Annotated in this window: 20 protein-coding genes; 13 read left to right on the top strand and 7 right to left on the bottom strand. The window is 62.3% G+C overall.

What is annotated here, in order from left to right; genetic code table 11:
* Positions 1 to 157 precede the first annotated feature (157 nt).
* Positions 158 to 829, bottom strand: a complete 672-nt coding sequence (gene rpiA, locus BUE92_RS20830; RefSeq protein ID WP_003195201.1) for a ribose-5-phosphate isomerase RpiA — start codon at positions 827 to 829, stop codon at positions 158 to 160.
* A gap of 138 nt (positions 830 to 967) precedes the next feature.
* On the opposite strand from rpiA, the gene ilvA reads away from it, so the two are divergent.
* Positions 968 to 2,482 (top strand): threonine ammonia-lyase, biosynthetic, encoded by a 1,515-nt coding sequence (gene ilvA / locus BUE92_RS20825; protein ID WP_034128978.1) that lies wholly within the window; start codon positions 968 to 970, stop codon positions 2,480 to 2,482.
* 40 nt (positions 2,483 to 2,522) lie between these two features.
* The gene (locus tag BUE92_RS20820) at positions 2,523 to 2,936 is read left to right on the top strand and encodes a DUF2269 family protein (protein WP_073526027.1); all 414 of its coding nucleotides are present in this window, start codon (positions 2,523 to 2,525) and stop codon (positions 2,934 to 2,936) included.
* Positions 2,937 to 3,052: 116 nt separating this feature from the next.
* Here the strand turns inward: BUE92_RS20820 and BUE92_RS20815 are convergent, their stop codons facing one another.
* Positions 3,053 to 3,709, bottom strand: a complete 657-nt coding sequence (locus BUE92_RS20815; RefSeq protein WP_073526026.1) for an HAD family hydrolase — start codon at positions 3,707 to 3,709, stop codon at positions 3,053 to 3,055.
* 143 nt (positions 3,710 to 3,852) lie between these two features.
* Here BUE92_RS20815 and BUE92_RS20810 point away from each other — a divergent pair, with 143 nt between their 5' ends.
* Together BUE92_RS20810 and ptsP are read left to right on the top strand one after the other, a co-directional pair.
* Entirely contained in the window at positions 3,853 to 4,332 is a 480-nt protein-coding gene (locus tag BUE92_RS20810) for an RNA pyrophosphohydrolase (protein ID WP_003176750.1), read from the top strand.
* Positions 4,333 to 4,354: 22 nt separating this feature from the next.
* Positions 4,355 to 6,634: a phosphoenolpyruvate--protein phosphotransferase gene (gene ptsP, locus BUE92_RS20805; RefSeq protein ID WP_003195193.1), complete on the top strand. Its 2,280-nt coding sequence runs from the start codon at positions 4,355 to 4,357 to the stop codon at positions 6,632 to 6,634.
* Between the two features lie 90 nt (positions 6,635 to 6,724).
* On the opposite strand, the gene BUE92_RS20800 is transcribed toward ptsP, so the two are convergent.
* A complete protein-coding gene (locus BUE92_RS20800) occupies positions 6,725 to 7,471 on the bottom strand; it encodes an NRDE family protein (protein WP_073526025.1) in 747 nt (248 codons plus the stop codon).
* Positions 7,472 to 7,687: 216 nt separating this feature from the next.
* Between BUE92_RS20800 and lgt the strand changes: the two genes are divergently transcribed.
* On the top strand, positions 7,688 to 8,500 hold the full coding sequence (gene lgt / locus BUE92_RS20795) for a prolipoprotein diacylglyceryl transferase (protein ID WP_003195189.1): 813 nt from the start codon (positions 7,688 to 7,690) through the stop codon (positions 8,498 to 8,500).
* Between the two features lie 51 nt (positions 8,501 to 8,551).
* On the top strand, positions 8,552 to 9,385 hold the full coding sequence (locus BUE92_RS20790) for a thymidylate synthase (RefSeq protein ID WP_073526024.1): 834 nt from the start codon (positions 8,552 to 8,554) through the stop codon (positions 9,383 to 9,385).
* 132 nt (positions 9,386 to 9,517) lie between these two features.
* On the opposite strand, the gene cadR is transcribed toward BUE92_RS20790, so the two are convergent.
* Complete coding sequence (gene cadR, locus BUE92_RS20785; protein WP_073526023.1) at positions 9,518 to 9,958, bottom strand: Cd(II)/Pb(II)-responsive transcriptional regulator; 441 nt, start codon at positions 9,956 to 9,958, stop codon at positions 9,518 to 9,520.
* 85 nt (positions 9,959 to 10,043) lie between these two features.
* Between cadR and BUE92_RS20780 the strand changes: the two genes are divergently transcribed.
* The 6 genes from BUE92_RS20780 (at position 10,044) to BUE92_RS20755 (ending at position 18,521) form a co-directional block, all read left to right on the top strand.
* A complete protein-coding gene (locus BUE92_RS20780) occupies positions 10,044 to 12,320 on the top strand; it encodes a heavy metal translocating P-type ATPase (protein WP_073526021.1) in 2,277 nt (758 codons plus the stop codon).
* Between the two features lie 16 nt (positions 12,321 to 12,336).
* A complete protein-coding gene (locus tag BUE92_RS20775) occupies positions 12,337 to 13,200 on the top strand; it encodes a LysR family transcriptional regulator (protein WP_073526020.1) in 864 nt (287 codons plus the stop codon).
* A gap of 247 nt (positions 13,201 to 13,447) precedes the next feature.
* A complete protein-coding gene (locus tag BUE92_RS20770; RefSeq protein WP_032894664.1) occupies positions 13,448 to 14,512 on the top strand; it encodes a putative 2-aminoethylphosphonate ABC transporter ATP-binding protein in 1,065 nt (354 codons plus the stop codon).
* Position 14,513: 1 nt separating this feature from the next.
* Positions 14,514 to 16,226: a putative 2-aminoethylphosphonate ABC transporter permease subunit gene (locus tag BUE92_RS20765; RefSeq protein ID WP_073526019.1), complete on the top strand. Its 1,713-nt coding sequence runs from the start codon at positions 14,514 to 14,516 to the stop codon at positions 16,224 to 16,226.
* Positions 16,227 to 16,249: 23 nt separating this feature from the next.
* Positions 16,250 to 17,263, top strand: a complete 1,014-nt coding sequence (locus BUE92_RS20760) for a putative 2-aminoethylphosphonate ABC transporter substrate-binding protein (RefSeq protein ID WP_073526018.1) — start codon at positions 16,250 to 16,252, stop codon at positions 17,261 to 17,263.
* A 130-nt stretch (positions 17,264 to 17,393) separates the two neighbouring features.
* Positions 17,394 to 18,521, top strand: a complete 1,128-nt coding sequence (locus BUE92_RS20755; RefSeq protein WP_073526017.1) for a TIGR03364 family FAD-dependent oxidoreductase — start codon at positions 17,394 to 17,396, stop codon at positions 18,519 to 18,521.
* A gap of 16 nt (positions 18,522 to 18,537) precedes the next feature.
* Here the strand turns inward: BUE92_RS20755 and BUE92_RS20750 are convergent, their stop codons facing one another.
* Positions 18,538 to 19,905, bottom strand: coding sequence for a DUF3482 domain-containing protein (locus tag BUE92_RS20750; RefSeq protein ID WP_073526016.1), 1,368 nt, complete (start codon positions 19,903 to 19,905; stop codon positions 18,538 to 18,540).
* The gene (locus tag BUE92_RS20745) at positions 19,898 to 21,277 is read right to left on the bottom strand and encodes a DUF2868 domain-containing protein (protein WP_073526015.1); all 1,380 of its coding nucleotides are present in this window, start codon (positions 21,275 to 21,277) and stop codon (positions 19,898 to 19,900) included. The genes BUE92_RS20750 and BUE92_RS20745 overlap by 8 nt, the downstream gene beginning before the upstream one ends.
* 69 nt (positions 21,278 to 21,346) lie before the next feature.
* Here BUE92_RS20745 and BUE92_RS20740 point away from each other — a divergent pair, with 69 nt between their 5' ends.
* Positions 21,347 to 21,859 (top strand): dihydrofolate reductase, encoded by a 513-nt coding sequence (locus BUE92_RS20740; RefSeq protein ID WP_073526014.1) that lies wholly within the window; start codon positions 21,347 to 21,349, stop codon positions 21,857 to 21,859.
* A 111-nt stretch (positions 21,860 to 21,970) separates the two neighbouring features.
* On the opposite strand, the gene BUE92_RS20735 is transcribed toward BUE92_RS20740, so the two are convergent.
* Positions 21,971 to 23,362 (bottom strand): L-cystine transporter, encoded by a 1,392-nt coding sequence (locus BUE92_RS20735; protein ID WP_073526013.1) that lies wholly within the window; start codon positions 23,360 to 23,362, stop codon positions 21,971 to 21,973.
* Positions 23,363 to 23,466 lie beyond the last annotated feature (104 nt).

Below are 23,466 nucleotides of genomic sequence, written 5' to 3'. Positions count from 1 at the left end.
CTGCGAAAAGTAGCGTTTTTGTTACATCGCTTATAGTCGAACGCCTGACAAATGTGGGAGCGGGCTTGCTCGCGAATGCGGTGTGTCAGTAACAAAAATAGTGACTGACACACCGCATTCGCGAGCAAGCCCGCTCCCACACTAGCCCGGTTTGTTCTTAAGCTTTAAGGGTTTTCACGCCTTCCGGGGTGCCCAGCAGCAATACATCCGCCGGGCGCGCCGCGAACAGGCCGTTGGTGACCACGCCCACAATGGCATTGATCTGCGTTTCAAGCTCCACCGGGTTGGTGATCTGCATATTGAACACGTCGAGGATGATGTTGCCGTTGTCGGTCAACACACCTTCGCGGTACACCGGGTCGCCGCCCAGTTTCACCAGCTCGCGGGCCACGTGGCTGCGGGCCATGGGGATGACTTCCACCGGCAGCGGGAACGTGCCCAGCACGGGGACCAGCTTGCTCGCGTCGGCGATGCAAATGAAGGTCTTGGCCACGGCCGCGACAATCTTCTCGCGGGTCAGGGCCGCGCCGCCGCCTTTGATCAGGTTCAGGTGCTCGTCGCTTTCATCCGCGCCGTCGACGTAGAACTCCAGGTCGCTCACGGTGTTGAGCTCGTACACCGGAATGCCATGGCCCTTGAGGCGGGCAGCAGTGGCTTCGGAACTGGCCACGGCGCCGTCGAACGCGCCCTTGTGCTGGGCCAGTGCGTCGATAAAGCAGTTGGCGGTGGAGCCGGTGCCGACACCGACGATGCTCTTGTCGTCGAGTTTAGGAAGGATTAAATCGACAGCGGCCTGGGCCACTGCCTGTTTGAGTTGATCCTGGGTCATGCGGGCTCCGGAACGGGCGGGGAATTAACGAGGGCGGCGAGTATAACCCAACAAAACCTCGGGATTCGTGTGGTCGCCCGGCCAAACGCTGGGTTAGACTCCTTGGCCCTGCCCAACCCGTGAAGTAGATGCCTGCCGATGCTTGAACACTACGTCAAAAAAATCCTCACCTCGCGCGTTTACGACATCGCTGTCGAAACTCCCTTGCAGACTGCCCGCCAGCTCTCCGAGCGGCTGGGCAACAAGATTTGGCTCAAGCGCGAAGACTTGCAGCCGGTGTTCTCGTTCAAGATTCGCGGCGCCTACAACAAGCTGACCCAGCTCAGTGCCGAAGAACGTGCGCGCGGCGTCGTCACCGCGTCGGCGGGCAACCATGCCCAGGGCCTGGCCTTGGCGGCCAAGGTGCTGGGGGTGAAAGCCACCATCGTGATGCCCAAGACCACTCCGGAGATCAAGGTCGAAGGCGTGCGCTCCCGTGGCGGCAAAGTGGTGTTGCACGGTGATTCCTTTCCGGAAGCCCTGGCCTACTCGCTCAAGCTGGTCGACGAAAAAGGCTACGTGTACATCCACCCCTACGATGATCCGCACACCATTGCCGGGCAGGGCACCGTGGCGATGGAAATCCTGCGCCAGCACCCAGGGCCGCTGGACGCGATTTTCGTACCGGTGGGCGGCGGCGGCCTGATCGCCGGGATTGCGGCGTATGTGAAATACCTGCGCCCGGAGATCAAGATCATCGGCGTGGAGCCGGACGATTCCAACTGCCTGCAAGCCGCCATGGCGGCGGGCGAGCGCGTGGTATTGCCGACCGTCGGCCTCTTTGCCGACGGCGTGGCGGTGGCGCAGATCGGCCAGCACACCTTCGACATCTGCAAGGACTATGTGGATGAAGTGATTACCGTCAGCACCGATGAAATCTGTGCGGCGATCAAGGACATCTACGACGACACTCGCTCCATCACCGAGCCGGCCGGCGCGCTGGGCGTGGCCGGGATCAAAAAGTACGTCGAGACCCGCGGTGTCAGCGGCCAGACCTTTGTCGCCATCGACTCGGGCGCCAACGTCAACTTCGACCGTTTGCGCCACGTGGCCGAGCGCGCCGAACTGGGTGAGGGACGTGAGGCCATCATCGCGGTGACCATCCCCGAGCGGCCGGGCAGCTTCAAGGCCTTCTGCGAAGCGGTGGGCAAGCGCCAGATCACCGAATTCAATTACCGCTACCACTCCGGCAGCGAAGCGCACATTTTCGTCGGCGTGCAGACCCACCCGGAGAACGACCCGCGCAGCGCGTTGGTGGCCAGTTTGACCAGCCAGGGTTTTCCGGTGCTGGACCTTACCGAGAACGAGCTGGCCAAGTTGCACATTCGCCATATGGTCGGCGGGCATGCGGCCAAAGTCAGCGACGAGTTGGTGTTTCGCTTCGAATTCCCGGAGCGGCCGGGGGCGTTGTTCAACTTCCTCCACAAGCTCGGCGGGCGCTGGAACATCTCGATGTTTCACTACCGCAACCACGGCGCGGCTGACGGCCGAGTGGTGGCAGGCTTGCAAGTGCCGGCAGACGAGCGCCACCTGGTGCCCGCGGCTTTGGCGCAAATTGGCTATCCGTACTGGGATGAAAGCGAAAACCCGGCTTACCAGCTGTTCCTCGGTTGAGCGACTACGCTGACTGAGCGGCCTATAAGGAATAGAGACCATGGAAACGCTGACCACCCTCAAGGTGATCCACATCACCGCCACCGTATTGCTGCTGCTCAGCGGCCTGGGCCTGGCTGTATTGGCGTGGCGTAAACGCAGCGCCGGCCCGGCCGTGACCGTGCAACGCCCCTGGGCATTCGTATGGCTGCTGATGGGGATTTGCCTGCTGAGCATGCCCTTCACCGGGTGGTGGCTGGTGCACCTGATCGGCTGGCCGTTGGGGCAAACCTGGATTCTGGGCTCCAGCATCCTCTACACCGTGGCGGCGCTGGCCTGGTTCTGGCTGGTGGCGCGGCTCAATCGGCTGCGCAAGGGCGAGGGCGGGAGCCTGAATTTCACCCTGGTGCTGGCGGTGGTCAGCCTGGTGGGGTTTGTGGCGATTGCAGGGCTCATGGGCGCCAAGCCTGTTTGATTCCCTGTAGGAGCGAGCTTGCTCGCGAAAAACTCAAGGGCGCCGCGTTCATTCAGGATGACCGCGTCATCGTTGACGATTTTCGCGAGCAAGCTCGCTCCTACAGGTGAAGTCGGTCAGCTGCGCAGTGTAATCACCGGCCAGCCACGCTTCTCAGCCTCAGCGCGCAAATTCGGGTCCGGGTCCACTGCCACCGGATGCGTCACCTGCTCCAACAACGGCAAATCATTCATCGAGTCGCTATAGAAGTAGCTGCCCTCCAGGCTATACCCCGTCTCTTCCAACCAACGGTTCAAGCGCGTCACCTTGCCCTCGCGAAAGCACGGCACATCGGTGCTGCGCCCGGTATAGCGGCCATCCACCATTTCGCATTCGGTGGCGATCAGGGTCTCGACGCCCAGGCGTTCGGCAATCGGCGCGGTGACGAAGCGGTTGGTGGCGGTGATGATCACCAGCTTGTCACCGGCGGCGCGGTGCTTGGCCAGCAGTTCAACGGCCTTGGGGAGCATGATGGGCTCGATGCAGTCGCGCATGTAGTCGTTGTGCCACGCGTCCAGCTGGGCCATCTCGGTGCGGCCGAGGATTTCCAGGCAGAAGTTCAAGTAGGCGGCGTTATCCAGCGCGCCGGCCAGGTAGTCCTGGTAGAACTCGTCGTTGCGGGCCTTGTAGGCTACCGCGTCGAGAATCCCGCGTTCACACAGGTAATCGCCCCAGGCGTGGTCGCTGTCACCGCCAAGAAGGGTATTGTCCAAGTCGAATAAAGCCAGGCGCATTGCAGTTACTCGCTGAAAAGTCTGTAAAAAGGCGTCCAGAATACGGTCTTTTCACAAGAGTGCACATAAGGTAAGAAGCCTCGTTGCCGCTGGAACAACCTTTGTGGAACAATGCGGCGACATGCGTTTGCGAGGTTGTTGCCGTGATCGACCCCGATGGTTTCCGTCCTAATGTCGGCATTATTCTGACGAATGATGCCGGACAGGTGCTATGGGCTCGCCGAATCAACCAAGATGCCTGGCAGTTTCCCCAAGGTGGAATCAACCCCGACGAAACCCCTGAAGACGCCTTGTACCGTGAGTTGAACGAAGAAGTCGGCCTTGAGCGCGAAGATGTGCAAATACTGGCCTGTACCCGTGGCTGGTTGCGCTATCGTTTGCCGCAACGCCTGGTGCGTACCCACAGCCAACCGCTGTGCATCGGCCAGAAGCAGAAATGGTTTCTTTTGCGCCTGATCTCCAACGAGCAGCGGGTGCGGATGGATTTGACCGGTAAACCGGAGTTCGATGGCTGGCGCTGGGTCAGCTATTGGTATCCGTTGGGCCAGGTGGTGACATTCAAGCGCGAGGTTTATCGTCGCGCTCTCAAAGAGCTTGCCCCGCGCCTTTTAGCGCGCGACTGACGACGGAGTTCGACCCCGAGCCATGCTCAATACGCTGCGCAAGATCGTCCAGGAAGTTAACTCCGCCAAGGATCTCAAGGCGGCGTTGGGGATTATTGTGTTGCGCGTCAAGGAAGCCATGGGCAGCCAGGTCTGCTCGGTTTACCTGCTGGACCCCGAGACCAACCGTTTTGTGCTGATGGCCACGGAGGGCTTGAACAAGCGCTCCATCGGCAAGGTCAGCATGGCGCCCAATGAAGGTCTGGTGGGCCTGGTGGGGACGCGTGAAGAACCCCTTAACCTCGAGAACGCGGCCGATCACCCGCGTTATCGCTACTTTGCCGAAACCGGTGAAGAGCGCTACGCCTCGTTCCTTGGCGCACCGATCATTCACCACCGCCGTGTTGTCGGCGTGTTGGTCATCCAGCAAAAAGAGCGTCGCCAGTTCGACGAAGGCGAAGAAGCCTTCCTGGTGACCATGAGCGCGCAACTGGCCGGGGTTATCGCCCATGCCGAAGCGACTGGCTCGATTCGCGGACTGGGGCGCCAGGGCAAAGGCATCCAGGAAGCCAAGTTCGTCGGCGTACCGGGTTCGCCAGGCGCCGCGGTGGGTACCGCGGTGGTCATGCTGCCGCCAGCCGACCTCGATGTGGTGCCGGACAAGAGCGTCAGTGACATCGACGCCGAGATCAAACTGTTCAAGACCGCCCTCGAAGGCGTGCGCGCCGACATGCGCAACCTGTCGACCAAGCTGGCGACCCAGTTGCGCCCCGAAGAGCGTGCGCTGTTCGATGTGTACCAGATGATGCTCGACGACGCGTCCCTGGGTAACGAAGTCAAGACCGTGATCAAGACCGGCCAGTGGGCCCAGGGCGCGTTGCGCCAGGTGGTCACCGATCACGTCAACCGTTTCGAAATGATGGACGACGCCTACCTGCGCGAGCGGGCATCGGATGTGCGCGACCTGGGTCGCCGTCTGTTGGCGTACTTGCAGGAAGACCGCAGCACCAACATGGTCTTCCCCGATAACACCATCCTTGTCAGTGAAGAATTGACCGCCACCCAGCTTGGCGAAGTGCCTGAAGGCAAGCTGGTGGGCCTGGTCTCTGTACTGGGTTCGGGTAACTCCCACGTGGCGATCCTGGCCCGGGCCATGGGTATCCCGACGGTGATGGGCTTGGTGGACCTGCCGTATTCCAAGGTCGATGGCATCGACATGATCGTCGACGGGCATCGCGGCGAGGTGTTCACCAACCCCAGCGACGTACTGCGCAAGCAATACGCCGAGGTGGTGGAAGAAGAGAAGCAACTGGCCCAGGGCCTGGATTCGCTACGCGAGCTGCCGTGTGTCACCCCCGACGGCCACCGCGTACCGCTGCTGGTCAACACCGGCCTGCTGGCGGATGTAGCCCGTGCGCAACAACGCGGCGCCGAAGGGGTGGGGCTGTACCGCACCGAAGTGCCGTTCATGATCAACCAGCGTTTCCCGAGCGAGAAGGAGCAGCTGGCGATTTATCGCGAGCAACTGCAAGCCTTCCACCCGTTACCGGTGACGATGCGCAGCCTGGACATTGGCGGCGACAAGTCACTGTCCTATTTCCCGATCAAGGAAGACAACCCCTTCCTTGGCTGGCGTGGCATCCGCGTTACCCTCGACCATCCCGAAATCTTCCTCGTCCAGACCCGCGCCATGCTCAAGGCCAGCGAGGGCTTGAACAACCTGCGTATCCTGCTGCCGATGATCTCCGGCACCCATGAACTGGAAGAAGCCCTGCACCTGATCCACCGTGCCTGGGGCGAAGTGCGCGACGAAGGCGCCGATGTGCCGATGCCGCCGATTGGCGTGATGATCGAAATCCCGGCGGCGGTGTACCAGGCCAAGGAACTGGCGCGGCAGGTGGACTTCCTGTCGGTAGGCTCCAACGACCTGACCCAGTACCTGCTGGCCGTGGACCGTAACAACCCACGGGTGGCCGACCTCTACGACTACCTGCACCCGGCGGTTCTGCAAGCGCTGCAACACGTAGTGCGCGACGCCCATGCCGAAGGCAAGCCGGTGAGTATCTGCGGCGAAATGGCCGGCGACCCGGCGGCGGCGGTGCTGTTGATGGCGATGGGCTTTGACAGCCTGTCGATGAACGCCACCAACTTGCCGAAAGTGAAGTGGATGCTGCGCCAGGTGGAATTGAGCAGGGCCAAGGATTTGCTCGCCGAGTTGATGACCATCGACAACCCGCAAGTTATCCACAGCTCGCTGCAATTGGCGCTGAAGAACCTGGGGTTGACCCGGATGATCAACCCGGCCTCGGCCAAAACCCTGTAGGAGCGAGCTTGCTCGCGAAGAACGTCAACGATAACGCGGGAAGCCTGAATTCCCGCGGCGTTCTCAGGTTTTTCGCGAGCAAGCTCGCTCCTACAGGTTGATTTCGACCTCACCCAGCCGCCCACCGTGCGGGCCAAAACTACGCTCCAGCATCCTGCGCGTCCCATCGGCATTCACAATCAGCGCTGTGCTCGCCCGTGTCCCATAACTGGGGCTGGCGATAAACACGCTCGACAGCAGGCTTTCGGTCGCCAGGCCTACGCCGGTGTCCGGCAGTTCAGCAAACGGGGCAGTCTGCGGGTCGCTGAGAATTCCCAGCAGTGCCTCAGGCTCGGGGTTTTCCAGCACTGTGCTGAACGCCGCCTTGGTTTTCACCAACTTCGGCCAGGGCGTATCCAGCCCGGCATTGGACAACCCGTACACCCCAGCCTTCAACCGCGTCGGTTCGGTGTCGTTGGCGTTGTAGTGCCACAGCTCATCCCGCGTGCCCACCAGCAGGTTGAACCCGGCATATTCAATCGAGCGTCCATTCACATCGGCTAAATAATCTTCAATCGGCAGCGAACCACTGAGAAACCGCGCGACCAGCTCGCCACGAGACCTGCGCGCCGGTGGCTGGTGCGGGTCGCGGATGTTGGTCAGGGCGGCAAAGCGGCCATCGGCGTTCACCCCAAGCCACGTACCTCCCGCTTCCTGATCGCGACCGGCATAGACCTGCGGCGCATCCGCCCATTGAGCCAGTGGCAGGCTGGGGCGGGCGTAGAACTCATCGCGGTTGGCCGCGACGATCAGCGGTTGGGCATGGCCCGGTCGCCAGGCGAAAACAATCAGGCACATCGGGTGACCCCTTTTGTGTTTTTGCCACTCTACCCACAGACGCGCAGGTGTTCCATCGTCTCGAAGTTGGGCCGAGCGCCTCTCATCCGTTAACATGCCGGGCTGTTTGGTGTGTATGTGAACTTCTTAATTTGATCTCGCAGCTGTAACGCAGGCTTAATCGCACATCGGCATGGTCCGGTGCGTCATGACTAAATGTTTTAACGAGGAGTCGCAATGCTGCCTTACCCGCAGATCGACCCGGTGGCGCTGGCCATCGGTCCGCTGAAAATCCATTGGTACGGGTTGATGTACCTGATCGGCATCGGCGGTGCCTGGCTGCTGGCTTCCCGGCGCCTGAACCGTTTCGACCCGACCTGGACCAAGGAGAAGCTCTCCGACATGGTGTTCTGGATGTCGATGGGCGTGATCGTCGGCGGGCGCCTGGGGTATGTGCTGTTCTACGACCTGTCTGCATATCTCGCCAACCCGACCCTGATCTTCGAAGTGTGGAAGGGCGGCATGGCGTTCCACGGTGGGTTTATCGGCGTGATGATTGCCGCTTGGTGGTTTGGCCGGCGCAATGGCAAGTCGTTCTTCCAACTGATGGATTTCGTCGCCCCCTTCGTGCCGATCGGCCTGGGCGCCGGGCGCATTGGTAACTTTATCAACGCCGAGCTGTGGGGCAAGCCGACCGACGTACCGTGGGCGATGGTGTTCCCGCCGTTCAGCGACCCGGCGCAACTGCCGCGCCACCCGTCGCAGCTGTACCAGTTCGCGTTGGAAGGTGTGGCGCTGTTCCTTATTCTCTATATCTTCTCGCGCAAGCCACGCCCAACCATGGCCGTGTCGGGCATGTTCGCGCTGTTCTACGGGATTTTCCGCTTTATCGTCGAATTCGTACGGGTACCGGATGCGCAGTTGGGCTACCTGGCATGGGGCTGGCTGACCATGGGGCAAGTGCTTAGCTTGCCGATGATCCTGGCGGGCCTGGGCATGCTGTGGTGGGCGTACAATCGCCCGCAGCCGCTGAAGAACGCCGCGCTTTAAATTCGAATGCCAAGACCAGGAGGTCTTGGCTTCAACGATACGGGTAAAAACATGAAGCAATATCTCGAACTGCTGCAGGACGTCGTGACCAATGGCCTGACCAAGGGCGACCGCACGGGCACCGGCACCAAGGCTGTGTTTGCGCGTCAGTATCGGCATAACCTGGCCGAAGGCTTCCCGCTGCTGACCACCAAGAAGCTGCACTTCAAAAGCATCGCCAACGAACTGATCTGGATGTTGAGCGGCAACACCAACATCAAGTGGCTCAACGAAAATGGCGTGAAGATCTGGGATGAGTGGGCCACCGAAGACGGCGACCTGGGCCCGGTCTACGGCGAGCAGTGGACCGCCTGGCCGACCAAGGACGGCGGCACGATCAACCAGATCGATTACATGGTGCACACGCTCAAGACCAACCCCAACAGCCGTCGCATCCTGTTCCACGGCTGGAACGTCGAATACCTGCCGGACGAAACCCAGAGCCCGCAGGAAAACGCGCGTAACGGCAAGCAAGCCCTGCCGCCGTGCCACTTGCTGTACCAGGCGTTTGTGCATGACGGCCATCTGTCGATGCAGTTGTATATCCGCAGCTCCGACGTATTCCTGGGCCTGCCGTACAACACCGCTGCGCTGGCGTTGCTGACCCACATGCTGGCCCAGCAATGCGACCTGATCCCCCACGAGATCATCGTCACCACAGGCGACACCCACGCCTACAGCAACCACATGGAACAGATCCAGACCCAGTTGGCGCGTACGCCGAAAAAACTGCCGGAACTGGTGATCAAGCGTAAGCCTGCGTCGATCTACGACTACAAGTTCGAAGACTTTGAAATCGTGGGTTACGACGCCGACCCAAGCATCAAGGCAGAAGTGGCGATCTAACAGCCTGTCTTGGTCAGAAACTGTGGGAGCTGGCTTGCCTGCGATGGCGGAGTATCAGGCGACATCAATGTTGCTGGTCCACTGCTATCGCAGGCAAGCCAGCTCCCACATGGGTTGCGCGTTCGCTTTAGTTTAGTGGCCGTGGCTGCGGCCTACATGTGAAGGTTCTGCCTCGCTGGCCGCAACCCCTCCGCTGACTTCCAACTGCTGCAGGATCCCGCACTGGTTCCCACCGCCGCAACGTTGGCGCAGGTCCAGCAGTTGCTCCTGCAAGGCCAGCAATCCGTCGATCCGCGCTTTCACATGATGGATATGCTCGTCGATCAACGCATTCACGCTTTCGCACTGGTCCTGGGGACTGTCGCGCAGCCCCAGCAGGCTGCGGATCTCTTCGAGGGTCATGTCCAGGCTGCGGCAGTTGCGGATAAAGGTCAGCCGCTCGGTGTGCGCCTGGGTGTACACGCGGTAGTTGCCGTCGGTGCGTGCCGGGGGCGGCAGCAGGCTTTCCTTCTCGTAATAACGGATGGTTTCCACCGGGCAATCGGTGAGTTTGGCCAGTTCGCCGATCTTCATCGCAGCAATCTCCAAATGGGTGCTTGACCCTATAGTGGCTACAGGGTCTTTACTTGGCAACAGGCACCTTTACGGACGCGACCTGATGAGCCATTCCATTCATACCCCGCACAAGCACGACCACAAGCACGACCACGCTCATGATCACAAACATGACCATGGGCCAGCCAAACTCACGCCTGTGGATAACCACGGCCATTCCGGCTCCTGCTGCTCCGGCGCTGCCGGGCCTGCCATCGTGACCCTGAGCGAGGCGCCCACCGCCGGCTCGCGCCTGAGCACCTTCCGCATCGAAGCCATGGACTGCCCTACCGAGCAGACGCTGATCCAGAACAAGCTGGGCAAGCTCGTTGGCGTGCAGCAACTGGAATTCAACCTGATCAACCGCATCCTTGGCGTCACCCATGACCTGCCGAGCACAGCGCCGATCATCGATGCGATCAAGTCCATCGGCATGCAGGCCGACCCTATCGAAGAAGGCAGCCCCGCCGCTGCCCCGCCCGCCAAGAAACATTGGTGGCCATTGGCAGTATCTGGCGTGGGTGCCCTGGGGGCCGAGGTGTTGCACTTCACTGGCGTGGCGCCCACCTGGGTAATCGCGCTGGTAGCGTTGGTGTCGATCCTCAGCGGCGGCCTTACCACCTACAAAAAGGGCTGGATCGCCCTGAAGAACTTCAACCTCAATATCAATGCCTTGATGAGCATCGCGGTGACGGGCGCGATCCTGATTGGCCAGTGGCCGGAAGCGGCGATGGTGATGTTCCTGTTCACCGTGGCCGAGTTGATCGAGGCCAAGTCCCTGGACCGGGCGCGCAACGCCATCAGCGGCCTGATGCAGATGACCCCGGAACAGGCCACGGTGCGCCAGGCCGACGGCTCCTGGTTGGAACAGGAAGTCAAAAGCATTGATCTTGGCGCGATTGTGCGGGTAAAGCCCGGCGAGCGCATCGGCCTCGACGGTGAAGTCACGGCCGGCCAGTCCACCATTGATCAGGCACCGATCACCGGGGAAAGCCTGCCGATCGAAAAAACCGTGGGCGATAAAGTGTTTGCCGGCACCATCAACCAGGCCGGCTCCCTGGAGTACAAGGTCACCGCCGCGGCCAACAACTCCACGCTGGCGCGGATCATCCACGCCGTGGAACAGGCTCAAGGTGCACGCGCACCGACCCAGCGGTTTGTCGACAGTTTCTCCAAGGTCTACACCCCGGCCGTCTTCCTGTTTGCCCTCGGTGTGGCGGTAATTGCGCCGCTGTTCATGGCGGGCGTGTGGTTTGACTGGATCTACCGCGCCCTCGTGCTGCTGGTGGTGGCCTGCCCTTGTGCCTTGGTGATCTCCACCCCGGTGACCATTGTCAGCGGCCTGGCAGCGGCGGCGCGCAAAGGCATCCTGATCAAAGGCGGCGTGTACCTGGAGGGCGGCTACAAGCTCGACTACCTGGCCCTCGACAAGACCGGCACCATCACCCACGGCAAACCGGTGCAAACCGACTACCTGCCGCTCTTCCCGAACATCGAAGACAGTGCGCCTGCCCTGGCTGCCAGCTTGGCATCGCGTTCCGATCACCCGGTGTCCCTGGCGATTGCCAACGCGGCTGTGGATAAAAACCTGTCGACTCACGCTGTGGATAACTTCGAGGCCCTGGCCGGGCGCGGTGTGCGTGGTGATATCAACGGCCAGACCTATCACCTGGGTAACCACCGCCTGGTGGAAGACCTCGGCCTGTGTTCCGAGGCGCTGGAAGAAAAACTTTTCGCCTTGGAAAAACAAGGCAAGTCCGTGGTGCTGCTGTTGGACAAGTCCGGCCCGCTGGCGCTGTTTGCCGTGGCCGACACGGTCAAGGAGAGCAGTCGCGAAGCCATCCAGCAATTGCACGACCTGGGCATCAAGACCCTGATGCTCACCGGCGACAACACCCACACCGCCCAGGCCATTGCGGCCCAGGTCGGTATCGACCAGGCCCAGGGCGATCTGTTGCCCACCGACAAACTGCAAGCCATCGAAACCCTCTATGGCCAGGGCCATCGGGTAGGCATGGTCGGTGACGGTATCAACGACGCCCCGGCCCTGGCCCGTGCCGAGATCGGCTTTGCCATGGCCGCAGCGGGCACCGACACCGCTATCGAGACCGCCGACGTGGCGCTGATGGACGATGATTTGCGCAAGATTCCGGCTTTCATTCGGTTGTCGCGGCAAACGTCGAGTATCCTCAAGCAGAACATCGCCCTGGCGCTGGTGATCAAGGCGATCTTCCTGGCCGTCACATTCATGGGCATGGCGACCATGTGGATGGCGGTCTTCGCCGACATGGGCGTGAGCCTGCTGGTGGTGTTCAATGGCCTGCGCCTGGTGCGCAAATAGCGGATGAGAGGGTGGTGTGCTGAGTGCTGAGTTAAAGGCGTTTTTCATGGTCGCCCGCCTGGGCAGCATTACCCAGGCGGCGAAGAAACTCGGCCTGAGCCAGCCCACGGTGACCACCCAGATTCGCAACCTGGAAAGCCAATACGGCGTTGAGTTGTTCTACCGTGGCGGCCGCCGTCTGACGGTCAGCGACGAAGGTGCGCGGCTGTTGCCCATGGTCAAGGCGCTGTTGCAGCAGGAAGCGGATATCGAGTTTTTCCTGCGCAACAACGGCCAGGTCCAAGGTGCGCTGAGGATTGCCGCGACGGCGCCGTATTACATCCTCGACCTGGTCAAAGCCTTTCGCGAACGCCTGCCCCAGGTGGACGTGTCGGTGGAAATCGGCAACTCCCAGCAGGTGCTTGAGGCGCTGGACGATTACCGCGTCGATGTCGCGGCCTCATCGCAATTGCTGGAAGACGCCCGTCTGATCCGTCGCGTGCTGGGCACGGACCCGCTGGTGCTGGCGGTGCACCGCAATCACCCGTTGGCCAAGCTTGATCACGTACCGTTGAGCGCGCTAGTCGGGCATACCTTGCTGATGCGTGAAGCGGGCTCCACTACCCGCAGGCTGACCGAAGAGATGTTGAAGAACGCGGGCGTGGGGTATGGGCCGCTGCTGGAGATTGGCAGCCGTGAGTCGATTCGCGAGGCGGTACTGCGCAATATCGGCATCAGCATCATTGCTCGCCAGGAAGTGCCCCACGACCCGCAGTTGCGCGTGCTGACCATCGAGAATGCGCCGCAGATTCCGGAGTACCTGTATTGCCTCAAGGAGCGCAAAGGTGCGCGGTTGCCGGCGGCTTTCCTTGGCTTGGCTCAGGAAATGTCACCCCTCTGAATTTTTCGCTGGCTTTGAGGGCCTCTTCGCGAGCAAGCCCGCTCCCACATTTGATCGCGTTTCAACATGAGAATGCGGTCAGCCTGTGGGAGCGGGCTTGCTCGCGAAAGCGGTAGGCCAGGCAGCTCATTACCATGAGTCCTACACAAATCCACCAATACCACTATCACCTGCTTTTGCCTTTCTGCCACACCACCTACGCATTGCCCCCCTAGCATGGCCTTCATCCGTTCGATGAGGTGCCACCATGCACACAGCCCTGACCCAACCCGGCGCACCGATGAAAGTGCGCGGGATCCAGAAACGCTTTGGCGCCTTCACCGCGCTGGACAACGTCTCCCTGGACGTCGCCGCTGGCGAGCTGGTGTGCCTGCTGGGCCCTTCCGGCTGTGGCAAGACCACACTGCTGCGCTGCATCGCCGGCCTGGAGCGCCAGGACAGCGGTGAGCTTTACCTGGGCGAGCGAGACGTGTCCCTGCTGCCACCCCAGGCGCGGGACTACGGCATCCTGTTCCAGTCCTACGCGTTGTTTCCCAACCTCAGCGTTGAAGCGAACATCGGCTACGGCCTCACCGGCAGCGGCCGCGATGAAGTGCGCAAGCGTGTCGCGCAGATGCTCGAACTGGTCGGCCTGGTGGGCAGCGAAAAGAAGTACCCCGGCCAACTCTCCGGCGGCCAGCAACAGCGCGTTGCCCTGGCCCGCGCACTGGCGCCGGCGCCGTCGTTATTGCTGCTGGATGAGCCGATGTCGGCCCTCGATGCCCGCGTGCGTGAGCACCTGTGCACCGAACTGCGCCAACTGCAGCGGCGCCTGGGCATCACCACCTTGATGGTGACCCACAACCAGGACGAAGCCATGTTGATGGCCGACCGCATTGCCGTGATGAACAACGGCAAGGTCGAGCAGTACGCCACTCCCCAGGAAATCTACGACCGCCCGGCCACGCCGTTCGTGGCGGAGTTTGTCGGCCAGGGCAACTGGTTGCCGTTCAGCCGTAACAGCGCCAGCCATGCCCAGGTGGGTGGGTTGAACATGCGCCTGGCTGAGGATGCGGGTGTTGCCCAGTCCGGCCGCTTGTTCTGCCGCCCGGAAGCCATCTGCGTCAACCCGCCGGTGCATGAAGAAAACCTGTTCCCGGCCAAGGTTCGCGAGATTACTTTTCTCGGCAATCGCTGCCGCATGAGCTTTGAGCTGGAACAACTGCCGGGCCATCCGTTGCTGGCTGAACTGGCGCCGGAAGCGATGCCGCGCCTGGGCGCCCAGGACATCTGGGTGGCCTTGCCGCCGCGCAGCCTGCAGGTGTTTGCCTGAGATGGGGGCTGTGATGACATTGCCGGTACCGCGTCAGGTGTCCCGCGCCGAGTGGGGCGACCGCCTCTTCGTGGTCGGCGGCAAATGGCTCTGGCTGGGCTTGTTAGTGGTGGCGGTGCTGTTGCCGCTGTTGGCGATCTTCTGGCGCGGCTTCAGCAGCGAAGCCGGGCAGGGCGGTGGCTTGGTAGCCGCACGCGAACTGCTGGGCAGCGCCAACTTCCACTGGTTGCTGGGCAATAGCCTGAAAGTTTCCCTCAGCGTCGCGGCCATCGTCGTACCGCTGGCCTACTTGTTTGCCTACGCCCTGCAACGCACGCTGATCCCCGGCAAGTCCATCTGGCGTGGCCTGTCGTTGCTGCCGTTGATGGCGCCGTCGATGCTGCCGGGCATTGCCCTGGTTTATCTGTTCGGCAACCAGGGCCTGCTGCGGGGCCTGTTCTCGGAGAATATCTACGGCTTCTGGGGCATTGTGCTGGGGGAGGTGATCTACACCTTTCCCCATGCCTTGATGATTTTGTTGTCGGCGTTGTCCCTGGCGGATGCGCGTTTGTTCGACGCCGCTTCGAGCATGGGCGCCAGCCCGGCGCGGGCGTTTCGCAGCATTACCTGGCCGGCCACGCGCCAGGCGGTGTTCGCCGCATTCTGCCTGGTGTTCACCCTGACCATCACCGACTTTGGGGTACCGGTGGTGGTGGGCGGCGATTACCAGGTGCTGGCGCTGGAGGCCTACAAGGCTGTGGTGGGCCAGCAACAGTTCGGCCGGGGCGCGTTGATCGGCATGGTGTTGCTGCTGCCGGCACTGTTCAGCTTTGGCGTGGATGCGTGGTTGCGTCGTCGGCATGGCGACGCGATGAGCGGTCGCGCCCAGGTGTTCCAGCCGGCGCCGTCGCGGCTGCGTGACGGGTGCTACCTGGCCATCGTGCTGCTGATCTGCGCGGCGTTGCTGCTGGTGTTCGGCATGGCGGTGTACTCCTCGCTGGTGAAGTTCTGGCCGTACAACCTGTCGCTGTCGCTCAACCACTACCAGTTCGAAGACACCGCCGGCGGCGGCTGGCTGGCCTATCGCAACAGCCTGACCATGGCGCTGTGCACGGCGTTGATCGGCAGCGTGCTGATTTTTACCGGCGCCTACCTGATGGAAAAGACCAAAGGCCAGAAAAACCTGAACCTGGCGCTGCGCATGCTCAGCTTCGTGCCGATGGCCGTGCCGGGCCTGGTCCTGGGGCTGGGCTACGTGTTCTTCTTCAACCTCAACGGCAACCCGTTGCACGTGTTGTACGGCAGCATGGCGTTGCTGGTGGTGTGCACCATTGCGCACTACCTGACCACTGCGCAGATGACCGCGACCACCGCCCTGCGCCAGCTGGATGCCGAATTCGAAGCCGCCGCGCTGTCCCTCAAGGCGCCTTTGTACCGCCATTATCTGCGCGTCACGGTGCCGATCTGCCTGCCGGCGCTGTTGGACATCCTGCGCTACCTGTTTGTGTCGGCGATGACCACCGTGTCCGCCGCGATCTTCCTCTACAGCCCCGACACCATCCTCGCCGCCGTCGCCGTGCTGAACATGGACGACGCCGGCAATGTGGGCGGCGCGGCGGCCATGTCGACGCTGATCCTGTTCACCTCGGCCAACGTCTCGCTGCTGCTGGCGTGGGCCTCACGTGGCGCACTGCGCCGCTCCCAAGCCTGGCGCCAGCGCGCACCCGGCCAATAAAACATCCCTGAAAGAGGTGCTCCATGTTCAAGCCCCTGGCGCTGGTCGCTGCAGTCCTCACGGCATTCAGCCTGAATGCCTTCGCCAAGACCGAGTTGACCGTGTACACGGCCCTTGAAGCCGAGCAATTGAAGACCTACAAAAAAGCCTTCGAACAGGCCAACCCCGACGTCGAGATCAAGTGGGTGCGCGACTCCACCGGCATCATCACCGCCAAACTGCTGGCCGAGAAAGACCGCCCCCAGGCTGACGTGGTGTGGGGGCTGGCCGCTTCCAGCCTGGCAATCCTCGATCAGCAAGGCATGCTCGACAACTACGCGCCCAAGGACCTGGACAAGATCGGCAAAAACTACCGCGACGCCGCCAACCCTCCGGCCTGGGTGGGTATGGACGTGTGGGCCGCCACCATCTGCTTCAACACCGTCGAAGCCCAAAAGCAGGGCCTCACCAAACCGGTGAGCTGGCAGGACCTGACCAAGCCCGAATACAAGGGCAAGATCGTGATGCCCAACCCGGCGTCTTCGGGCACTGGTTTCCTGGATGTCAGCGCCTGGCTCCAGACGTTCGGCGAGAAGCAAGGCTGGCAGTACATGGACGACCTGCACCAGAACATCGGCCAGTACGTTCACTCCGGCTCCAAGCCGTGCAAGCTGGCGGCATCCGGTGAGTTCCCGATTGGCATTTCCTTCGAATACCCGGCGGTTCAGCTCAAACGCCAGGGCGCGCCGCTGGAGATCATCCTGCCCAAAGAGGGCCTTGGCTGGGAGATCGAAGCCACCGCTGTGATCAAGGGCACTGCCCATGCCGACGCAGCGAAAAAACTCGCCGACTTCTCTGCCAGCACCGCGGCGATGGACCTGTACAAGGAAAACTTCGCCGTGCTCGCGCAACCGGGTATCGCCAAGCCGCAGACCGAATTGCCGGCGGACTATGAGCAACGGTTGATCAAGAACGACTTTGTCTGGGCTTCCAGGAACCGTGACAGCATCCTGGCCGAATGGCGTAAGCGTTATGACGGTAAGTCGGAAAAACAATAACTTTTACCTCAACCTGTAGGAGCGAGCTTGCTCGCGAAAAACCAACAGGCGACGCGGGTGATCAGACGCACTGCGTCATCGTGGGCGACTTTCGCGAGCAAGCTCGCTCCTACAGAGGGCTGCATACTCCATGACAGATTTACTGATCGTCGGCGCCGGCATCCTCGGCCTCTCCCACGCCTATGCCGCCGCCAGGCGCGGCCTCAAGGTCAAGGTGTTCGAGCGCAGCGCCACGCCATTGGGCGCCTCAGTGCGCAACTTCGGCCAGGCCCTGGTCACCGGCCAACCACCGGGGCCAATGCTGGACCTTGCGCGGGAAAGCCGCGAGATCTGGGGCCAGTGGGCGCAAGCGGCGGGCTTGGCGCTCAAACGCAATGGCTCCTACCTGTTCGCCCGCACCGAAGCCGAAGAACATCTGCTCGAAGCCTTCTGCGCCGGGCGCGCGCGGGAGCACGGCTACAACGTCGAGCTGCTGCAGGGCGCTGCCATGAACGAGCTGTACGCCGGCCAGTTCCGTCATCACCGCGCCGCGCTGCATGGCAAGGACGACCAGCAACTGTATTCCCGCGAAGCCATTCCGGCGCTGATCCATTACCTGAGCCAGGCGCTGAACGTGGAGTTTCATTTCTCCACCCTGGTGCGCGAGGTTGAACCGGGCCAAGTGCACAGCACGGCGGGCAGCTTTCGCGGCGCGCAGATCATCGTCTGCTCCGGCCACGACTATCAGACCCTGCTGGCTGACGCCATCGCTTCGCTCAACCCGCAAACCTGTCGCCTGCAAATGCTGCGCGCCCGGCCGCAGCTCAACCTGAACCTGCAACATGCCTTGCTCACAGGTCTAAGCTGCGTGCACTACGGCGCCTTTGCCGACCTGCCGCAAGCGGCCGCGGTGCAGGCGCAGATCCTGCGGGACGCGCCGCACCTGCACGAGCACGGCATTCACCTGTTGATCAGCCCTACGCCCCATGGCGAGTTGATCATCGGTGATTCCCACCATTACGACAGCGATCCGTCGCCCTTCAATGCCGAGCAGGTGGATGACTGGCTGATCGAACTGGCGCAGCAGACCCTGGGTTGCAAGGTCCAGGTGGTCGAGCGCTGGCAGGGTGTCTATGGTTCGCGCGGGCCTGGGCCGTTTTCGTTTGTACAGGCGGCACCCGGCGTCAGCGCTGCATTGATGCACACCGGCGTAGGCATGAGCGTGGGGCCGGCGATGGCCGAGCGCAACATCCGCACCCTGTGGGGAGAAGGACAATGAACCCGGAACAGGCGGCTTAGGTTTGATCGAGGCGCTGGGCCAGGGCTTCGACCTGTTCCTGACGCTCTGCCTGGCTCAGTTTGGCGTGGGGGTTGAGGGATGACCATTGCGGATAGGCGCGGGCCTTGTTCAAGGCGTCCGGCAGTTTGCCTTCGCGCCAGGTTTTGTCCTGGGGCGTATCGACCTTGATGCTATGCATTGCCGCGTGGCCGCGCAGGTTCAGGGCCTTGAGCAGTTGGCGTTGGCGCAGGGCGAGCAGGCGCAGCACGCTGTCATCGACGGTGAGTTCACGTTGGCCCTTGATCTTGCCCAGCAGGCGGCTGCCATAACTGCGTGCGGTTTGCAGCGCGCCGCCGGCAATCGCACCGGCGATGGCTGCCGCGCCCAGGGTTAAGCCGCCGACCAGCAGGTCTACACCGGCACCGGCCGCCGCGCCTGCGGCAATCCCGCCACCGACGCGAACGCCAAGTTGCTTGAGGGTTTCGGGGTTGAACAAATCATCGCCCCACCGACCATCCAGCAGTGGCAAGTCACTGGCGGCGGCATCCTGCGGGCGGAAGCCGAACAGCTTGAGCAGGGCCTCCACGCACTTTTGCTCGCGCTGGCGCACGGCCTTGCGCAAGTCGCTGATGGCTTGGGGTTCATCTTCGGTCACTACACTGCGCCGGCATGCGGCGCAGTCGATCAACAGTTCTGCGATCAAGCGTGCGGCGCTGAGCTGTCGAGCCTGGCGCTGGGCCTCTTGATCAAGGATCAACCGTTCCAACTGCGGCCGAGCGTTTTCCAGCAGCAAGGCCAAGCTCTCATACAGCCGGCGTTCGCCGTCTTCGGGCGGCGCCACGCTGTCGAAACGCACCAGCGCATGCAGGCCGAGGCGGGCCAGGGCTTCGCGCCAGTCCGGTTCGCGGTGGTCGCTGCTGCTGACGAAATTGAGCACCGGCAACAACGGCTTGCCGCAACTGGCCAGCACTTGCAGCTCGTCGCGGTACTTGGCCAGCACCGGCTCCCGGGCGTCGATCACATACAGGCCGGCATCGGAGGCCAGCAATTGGCGCAACACCTTGGCTTCCTGTTCGAAACGCTGGCGCGCCTCGCTGCCTTCCAGGAAACGCGCCAGCCGCGCAGGGCCGTCCAGGCGTTCGCCGGGGCGGTCGAGGCGTTCCAGGAAATCGAGCAGGGCGATGGCATCTTCCAGGCCGGGAGTGTCGTACAGCTCCAGCAAGGCTTCGCCATCTACCGATAGACGTGCACCTTCCACATGCCGCGTGGTACTGGGGCGATGGGACACTTCGCCAAAACCGACATCGCGGGTGAGGGTGCGCAGCAATGAGGTTTTGCCCACATTGGTATGGCCGACCACGGCGAGTTTCAGCGGTTTAGTCATGACCGGTCTCCAGCCAATTGAGCGGCGCGCAATCGGCAAACGACACCTCAAGCTGTTGCAGAGCGGCATGCCAGTCGCCCAGGCGCTCGGCGTCCAGTGCCTGGCCCGGTGGCGCCTGCAGCAGCCATACGCGGGTGTCGCTGGCGCTGCGTGCCAGCTCGGCAATCAGCGCCAGGCTGCCACGGTCGGGCGAGCGGCGCGGGTCACAGGCGATGGCCAGGCGCGCGGGCGGGAAACGGCTGAGTTGCTCCAGCAGTTTGTTGCGTGATTCGCGGCTGTCGAGGATGCCGGCGTTCTTGATGTGGGCAGGCAGTTTGGGGGGCCAAGGGTGTTGGTCATCGAGTTCGATGGCGACCAGCAAGGCGCCATCACTCTCCAGCTCACTTGCGCCGCCGCTGATCGGGTGCAGGTGTTCGGGCGCCACATCGTTGACCCCAAGGCGCTCGCTGCTGGGCATCAGGCGTTCGCGCAACTGGGCGTAGCCGGGCAGGTTGAGGTCCAGGCGCAACGCTGCGCGCCCGCGTTTCCATCGCCACAGGCACAGCAGGGCCAGGATCAACCGCGGCAGCAGGCCGTAGACCAGCAACACGCCCACTAGCCAGGCCGCCCAGGCCTGGCGGGCGCTTTCGATATTCAGCGCGGAGTCGCCGCTGGCGCGGATCATCTCCACGGTGGGCACATTGAAACCGAGCAGGGCCGGGAGGCTGCCGAGGGCCTGGGTCACGGCAACAAAGGTATCGGCGCCGAGAATGGTGGTTTCCCACACAAACCCATAGCGGCGGGTGGCGAGCAGGGTCAGCAGGATCACCAGGGCGCTGAGCAAGGCCAGCAACCACAAGCTGTTGACCAGCACACCCACCGCCCAGCGATTGAGTTTTTGCCGTTGCAGCAACAGCAACAGCGCCGGGGCCAGTTGCGCGGCCTTGGCGTCACGCGCCAGTTTCTCGCTGAGCCACAACCACAGTCGGCCAAGGCTGGCGCTGTGTTCGCCGGCAAACAGCAGGCCCAGGGCCCAACTGATCAGCAAGATCAGGTTCAGGCCGAGCAGGCTGCCCAAGGCCCAGAACACGTTCACCGGCGTCAGGCCATTGCCCAGCGCAGCAAACGCCAGACCGGCGCCGCTGATGGCGGCGACCACCGCCAGTAACATCAGCGCCAGGCGTGCGCCTTGCAGCCAGCGGCTGAGCGCGGCGGCCAAACCATCGCGCTCGGCCAGGTGCAGCGCACGCTGCTGGATGCGCGTGGCCAGGTCGCCCCCGGCGGTGCGGGCCAAGCGGTTGGCTTCCTGGTCTTCCAGGGGGCCGGCGTGTTCTTCGCGCAGGCGCACGGTTTCTGTCAGCCAAAGTCTGTGCAGCGGGTTCAGTGCAGTCACGCGCCGTCCTGTCGTGTCGATGAGGTTGGAGCATAACCGCTGGCTCGCCGCTCTGGTATTCTCGTCGCCATGAAAAAAACTCTCCCTTTAAGCCTGATCGCAGCCCTCGGTGAAAACCGTGTGATCGGCGTCGACAACAGCATGCCCTGGCATTTGCCGGGGGATTTCAAATATTTCAAGGCCACCACCCTTGGCAAGCCGATCATCATGGGACGCAAGACCTGGGATTCCCTGGGCCGACCGCTGCCGGGGCGCTTGAACCTGGTGGTCAGCCGTCAGACCGATCTTGTACTGGAAGGTGCGCAAGTTTTTCCGTCACTGGACGCGGCGGTAGAGCGCGCTGAGGAGTGGGCCAAGGCGCAGGGCGTGGACGAGTTGATGCTGATCGGCGGCGCGCAGTTGTATGCGCAGGGGCTGGAACAGGCCGATCGCTTGTACCTGACCCGCGTGGCGCTGAGCCCGGAAGGGGATGCGTGGTTTCCGCAGTTTGATGGGAACCAGTGGAAGCTGGTGTCGAATGTCGAGAATCCGGCTGAAGGTGATAAGCCGGCCTACAACTTCGAGGTGTGGGAGCGCAACTAATGTAGGAGCGAGCTTGCTCGCGAAAAACCTGAGGGCGCCGCGTTTATCCAGGGTCCACGCGTCATTGTTCACGTTTTTCGCGAGCAAGCTCGCTCCTACAGTTGATTGGCTTCAGACCTGCGCTAACTCGGCATGCTCATCGGCATCCAGCAAGGCCTTATCCGTCTGCCCCATGATCTGGCTGGTAATCGCCCCCGCCGTCATCGAACCATTCACGTTCAACGCCGTGCGGCCCATGTCGATCAGCGGTTCCACGGAAATCAACAGCGCCACCAGTGACACCGGCAAACCCATGGCCGGCAGCACGATCAGCGCGGCAAAGGTCGCACCGCCGCCGACGCCGGCAACGCCCGCCGAACTCAAGGTCACGATCGCCACCAGGGTCGCGATCCACAGCGGGTCCAGCGGGTTGATGCCCACGGTCGGTGCGACCATCACCGCCAACATCGCAGGGTAAAGACCGGCACAACCGTTCTGGCCGATGGTCGCGCCAAACGAGGCGGCGAAACCGGCGATGGATTGCGGGATGCCCAGGCGACGGGTCTGCGCTTCAATGCTCAGCGGGATGCTTGCAGCGCTGGAGCGGCTGGTAAAGGCGAAGGTCAGCACCGGCCACACCTTGCGGAAGAAGCGCAGCGGGTTTATCCCGGCCAGGGACAGCAGCAGGCCGTGCACCACGAACATCAGGCCCAGGGCCAGGTACGACACCACCACGAAACTGCCGAGCTTGATGATGTCTTGCAGGTTGGAACCGGCGACCACTTTGGTCATCAGCGCCAGCACACCGTAGGGGGTCAGCTTCATCACCAGGCGTACCAGGCGCATCACCCAGGCTTGCAGGGTGTCGATGGCGTTGAGGACTTTCTGGCCTTTTTCCACGTCGTCCTTGAGCAGTTGCAGCGCGGCAACCCCAAGGAACGCGGCGAAAATCACCACGCTGATGATCGACGTCGGCTTGGCCCGGGCCAGGTCGGCGAACGGGTTGGCCGGTACGAACGACAGCAGCAACTGCGGGATATTCAGGTCGGCGACCTTGCCTGCGTAATCACTCTGGATCACTTGCAGGCGCGCCATTTCCTGGGTGCCGGCCACCAGGCCTTCGGCGGTGAGGCCGAACAGGTTGGTCAGGCCGATACCGATCAGGGCCGCGATGGCCGTGGTGAACAGCAGCGTGCCGATGGTCAGGAAGCTGATCTTGCCCAGGGACGAGGCGTTGTGCAGGCGCGCCACGGCACTGAGGATCGAAGCGAACACCAGCGGGATCACGATCATTTGCAGCAGCTGCACATAGCCGTTGCCGACCAGGTCAAACCAGCCGATCGAAGCTTTGAGCACCGGGTTGCCGTCGCCGTAGATCGTATGCAACGCCGTACCGAACAGCACGCCAAGCACCAGGGCGAACAGCACCTTCTTGGCGAGGCTCCAGTTGGTACGGCGGGTTTGTGCCAGGCCCAGCAACAGGGCCACGAACACCAATAAATTGAGAATCAGGGGCAGATTCATTGAAGCTCCGTTGAGTAGGCAGCCAATCGCGTGAGCCTGCGATTGCGAACCGGGAAGCCTAACAGCTTGAAATATATTGATTTAATACCGATATGGAATGGCGG

The organism is Pseudomonas fluorescens (assembly GCF_001902145.1).
Classification (GTDB): domain Bacteria; phylum Pseudomonadota; class Gammaproteobacteria; order Pseudomonadales; family Pseudomonadaceae; genus Aquipseudomonas; species Aquipseudomonas fluorescens_BV.
This window is presented reverse-complemented; position numbering and strand designations above follow the sequence as displayed.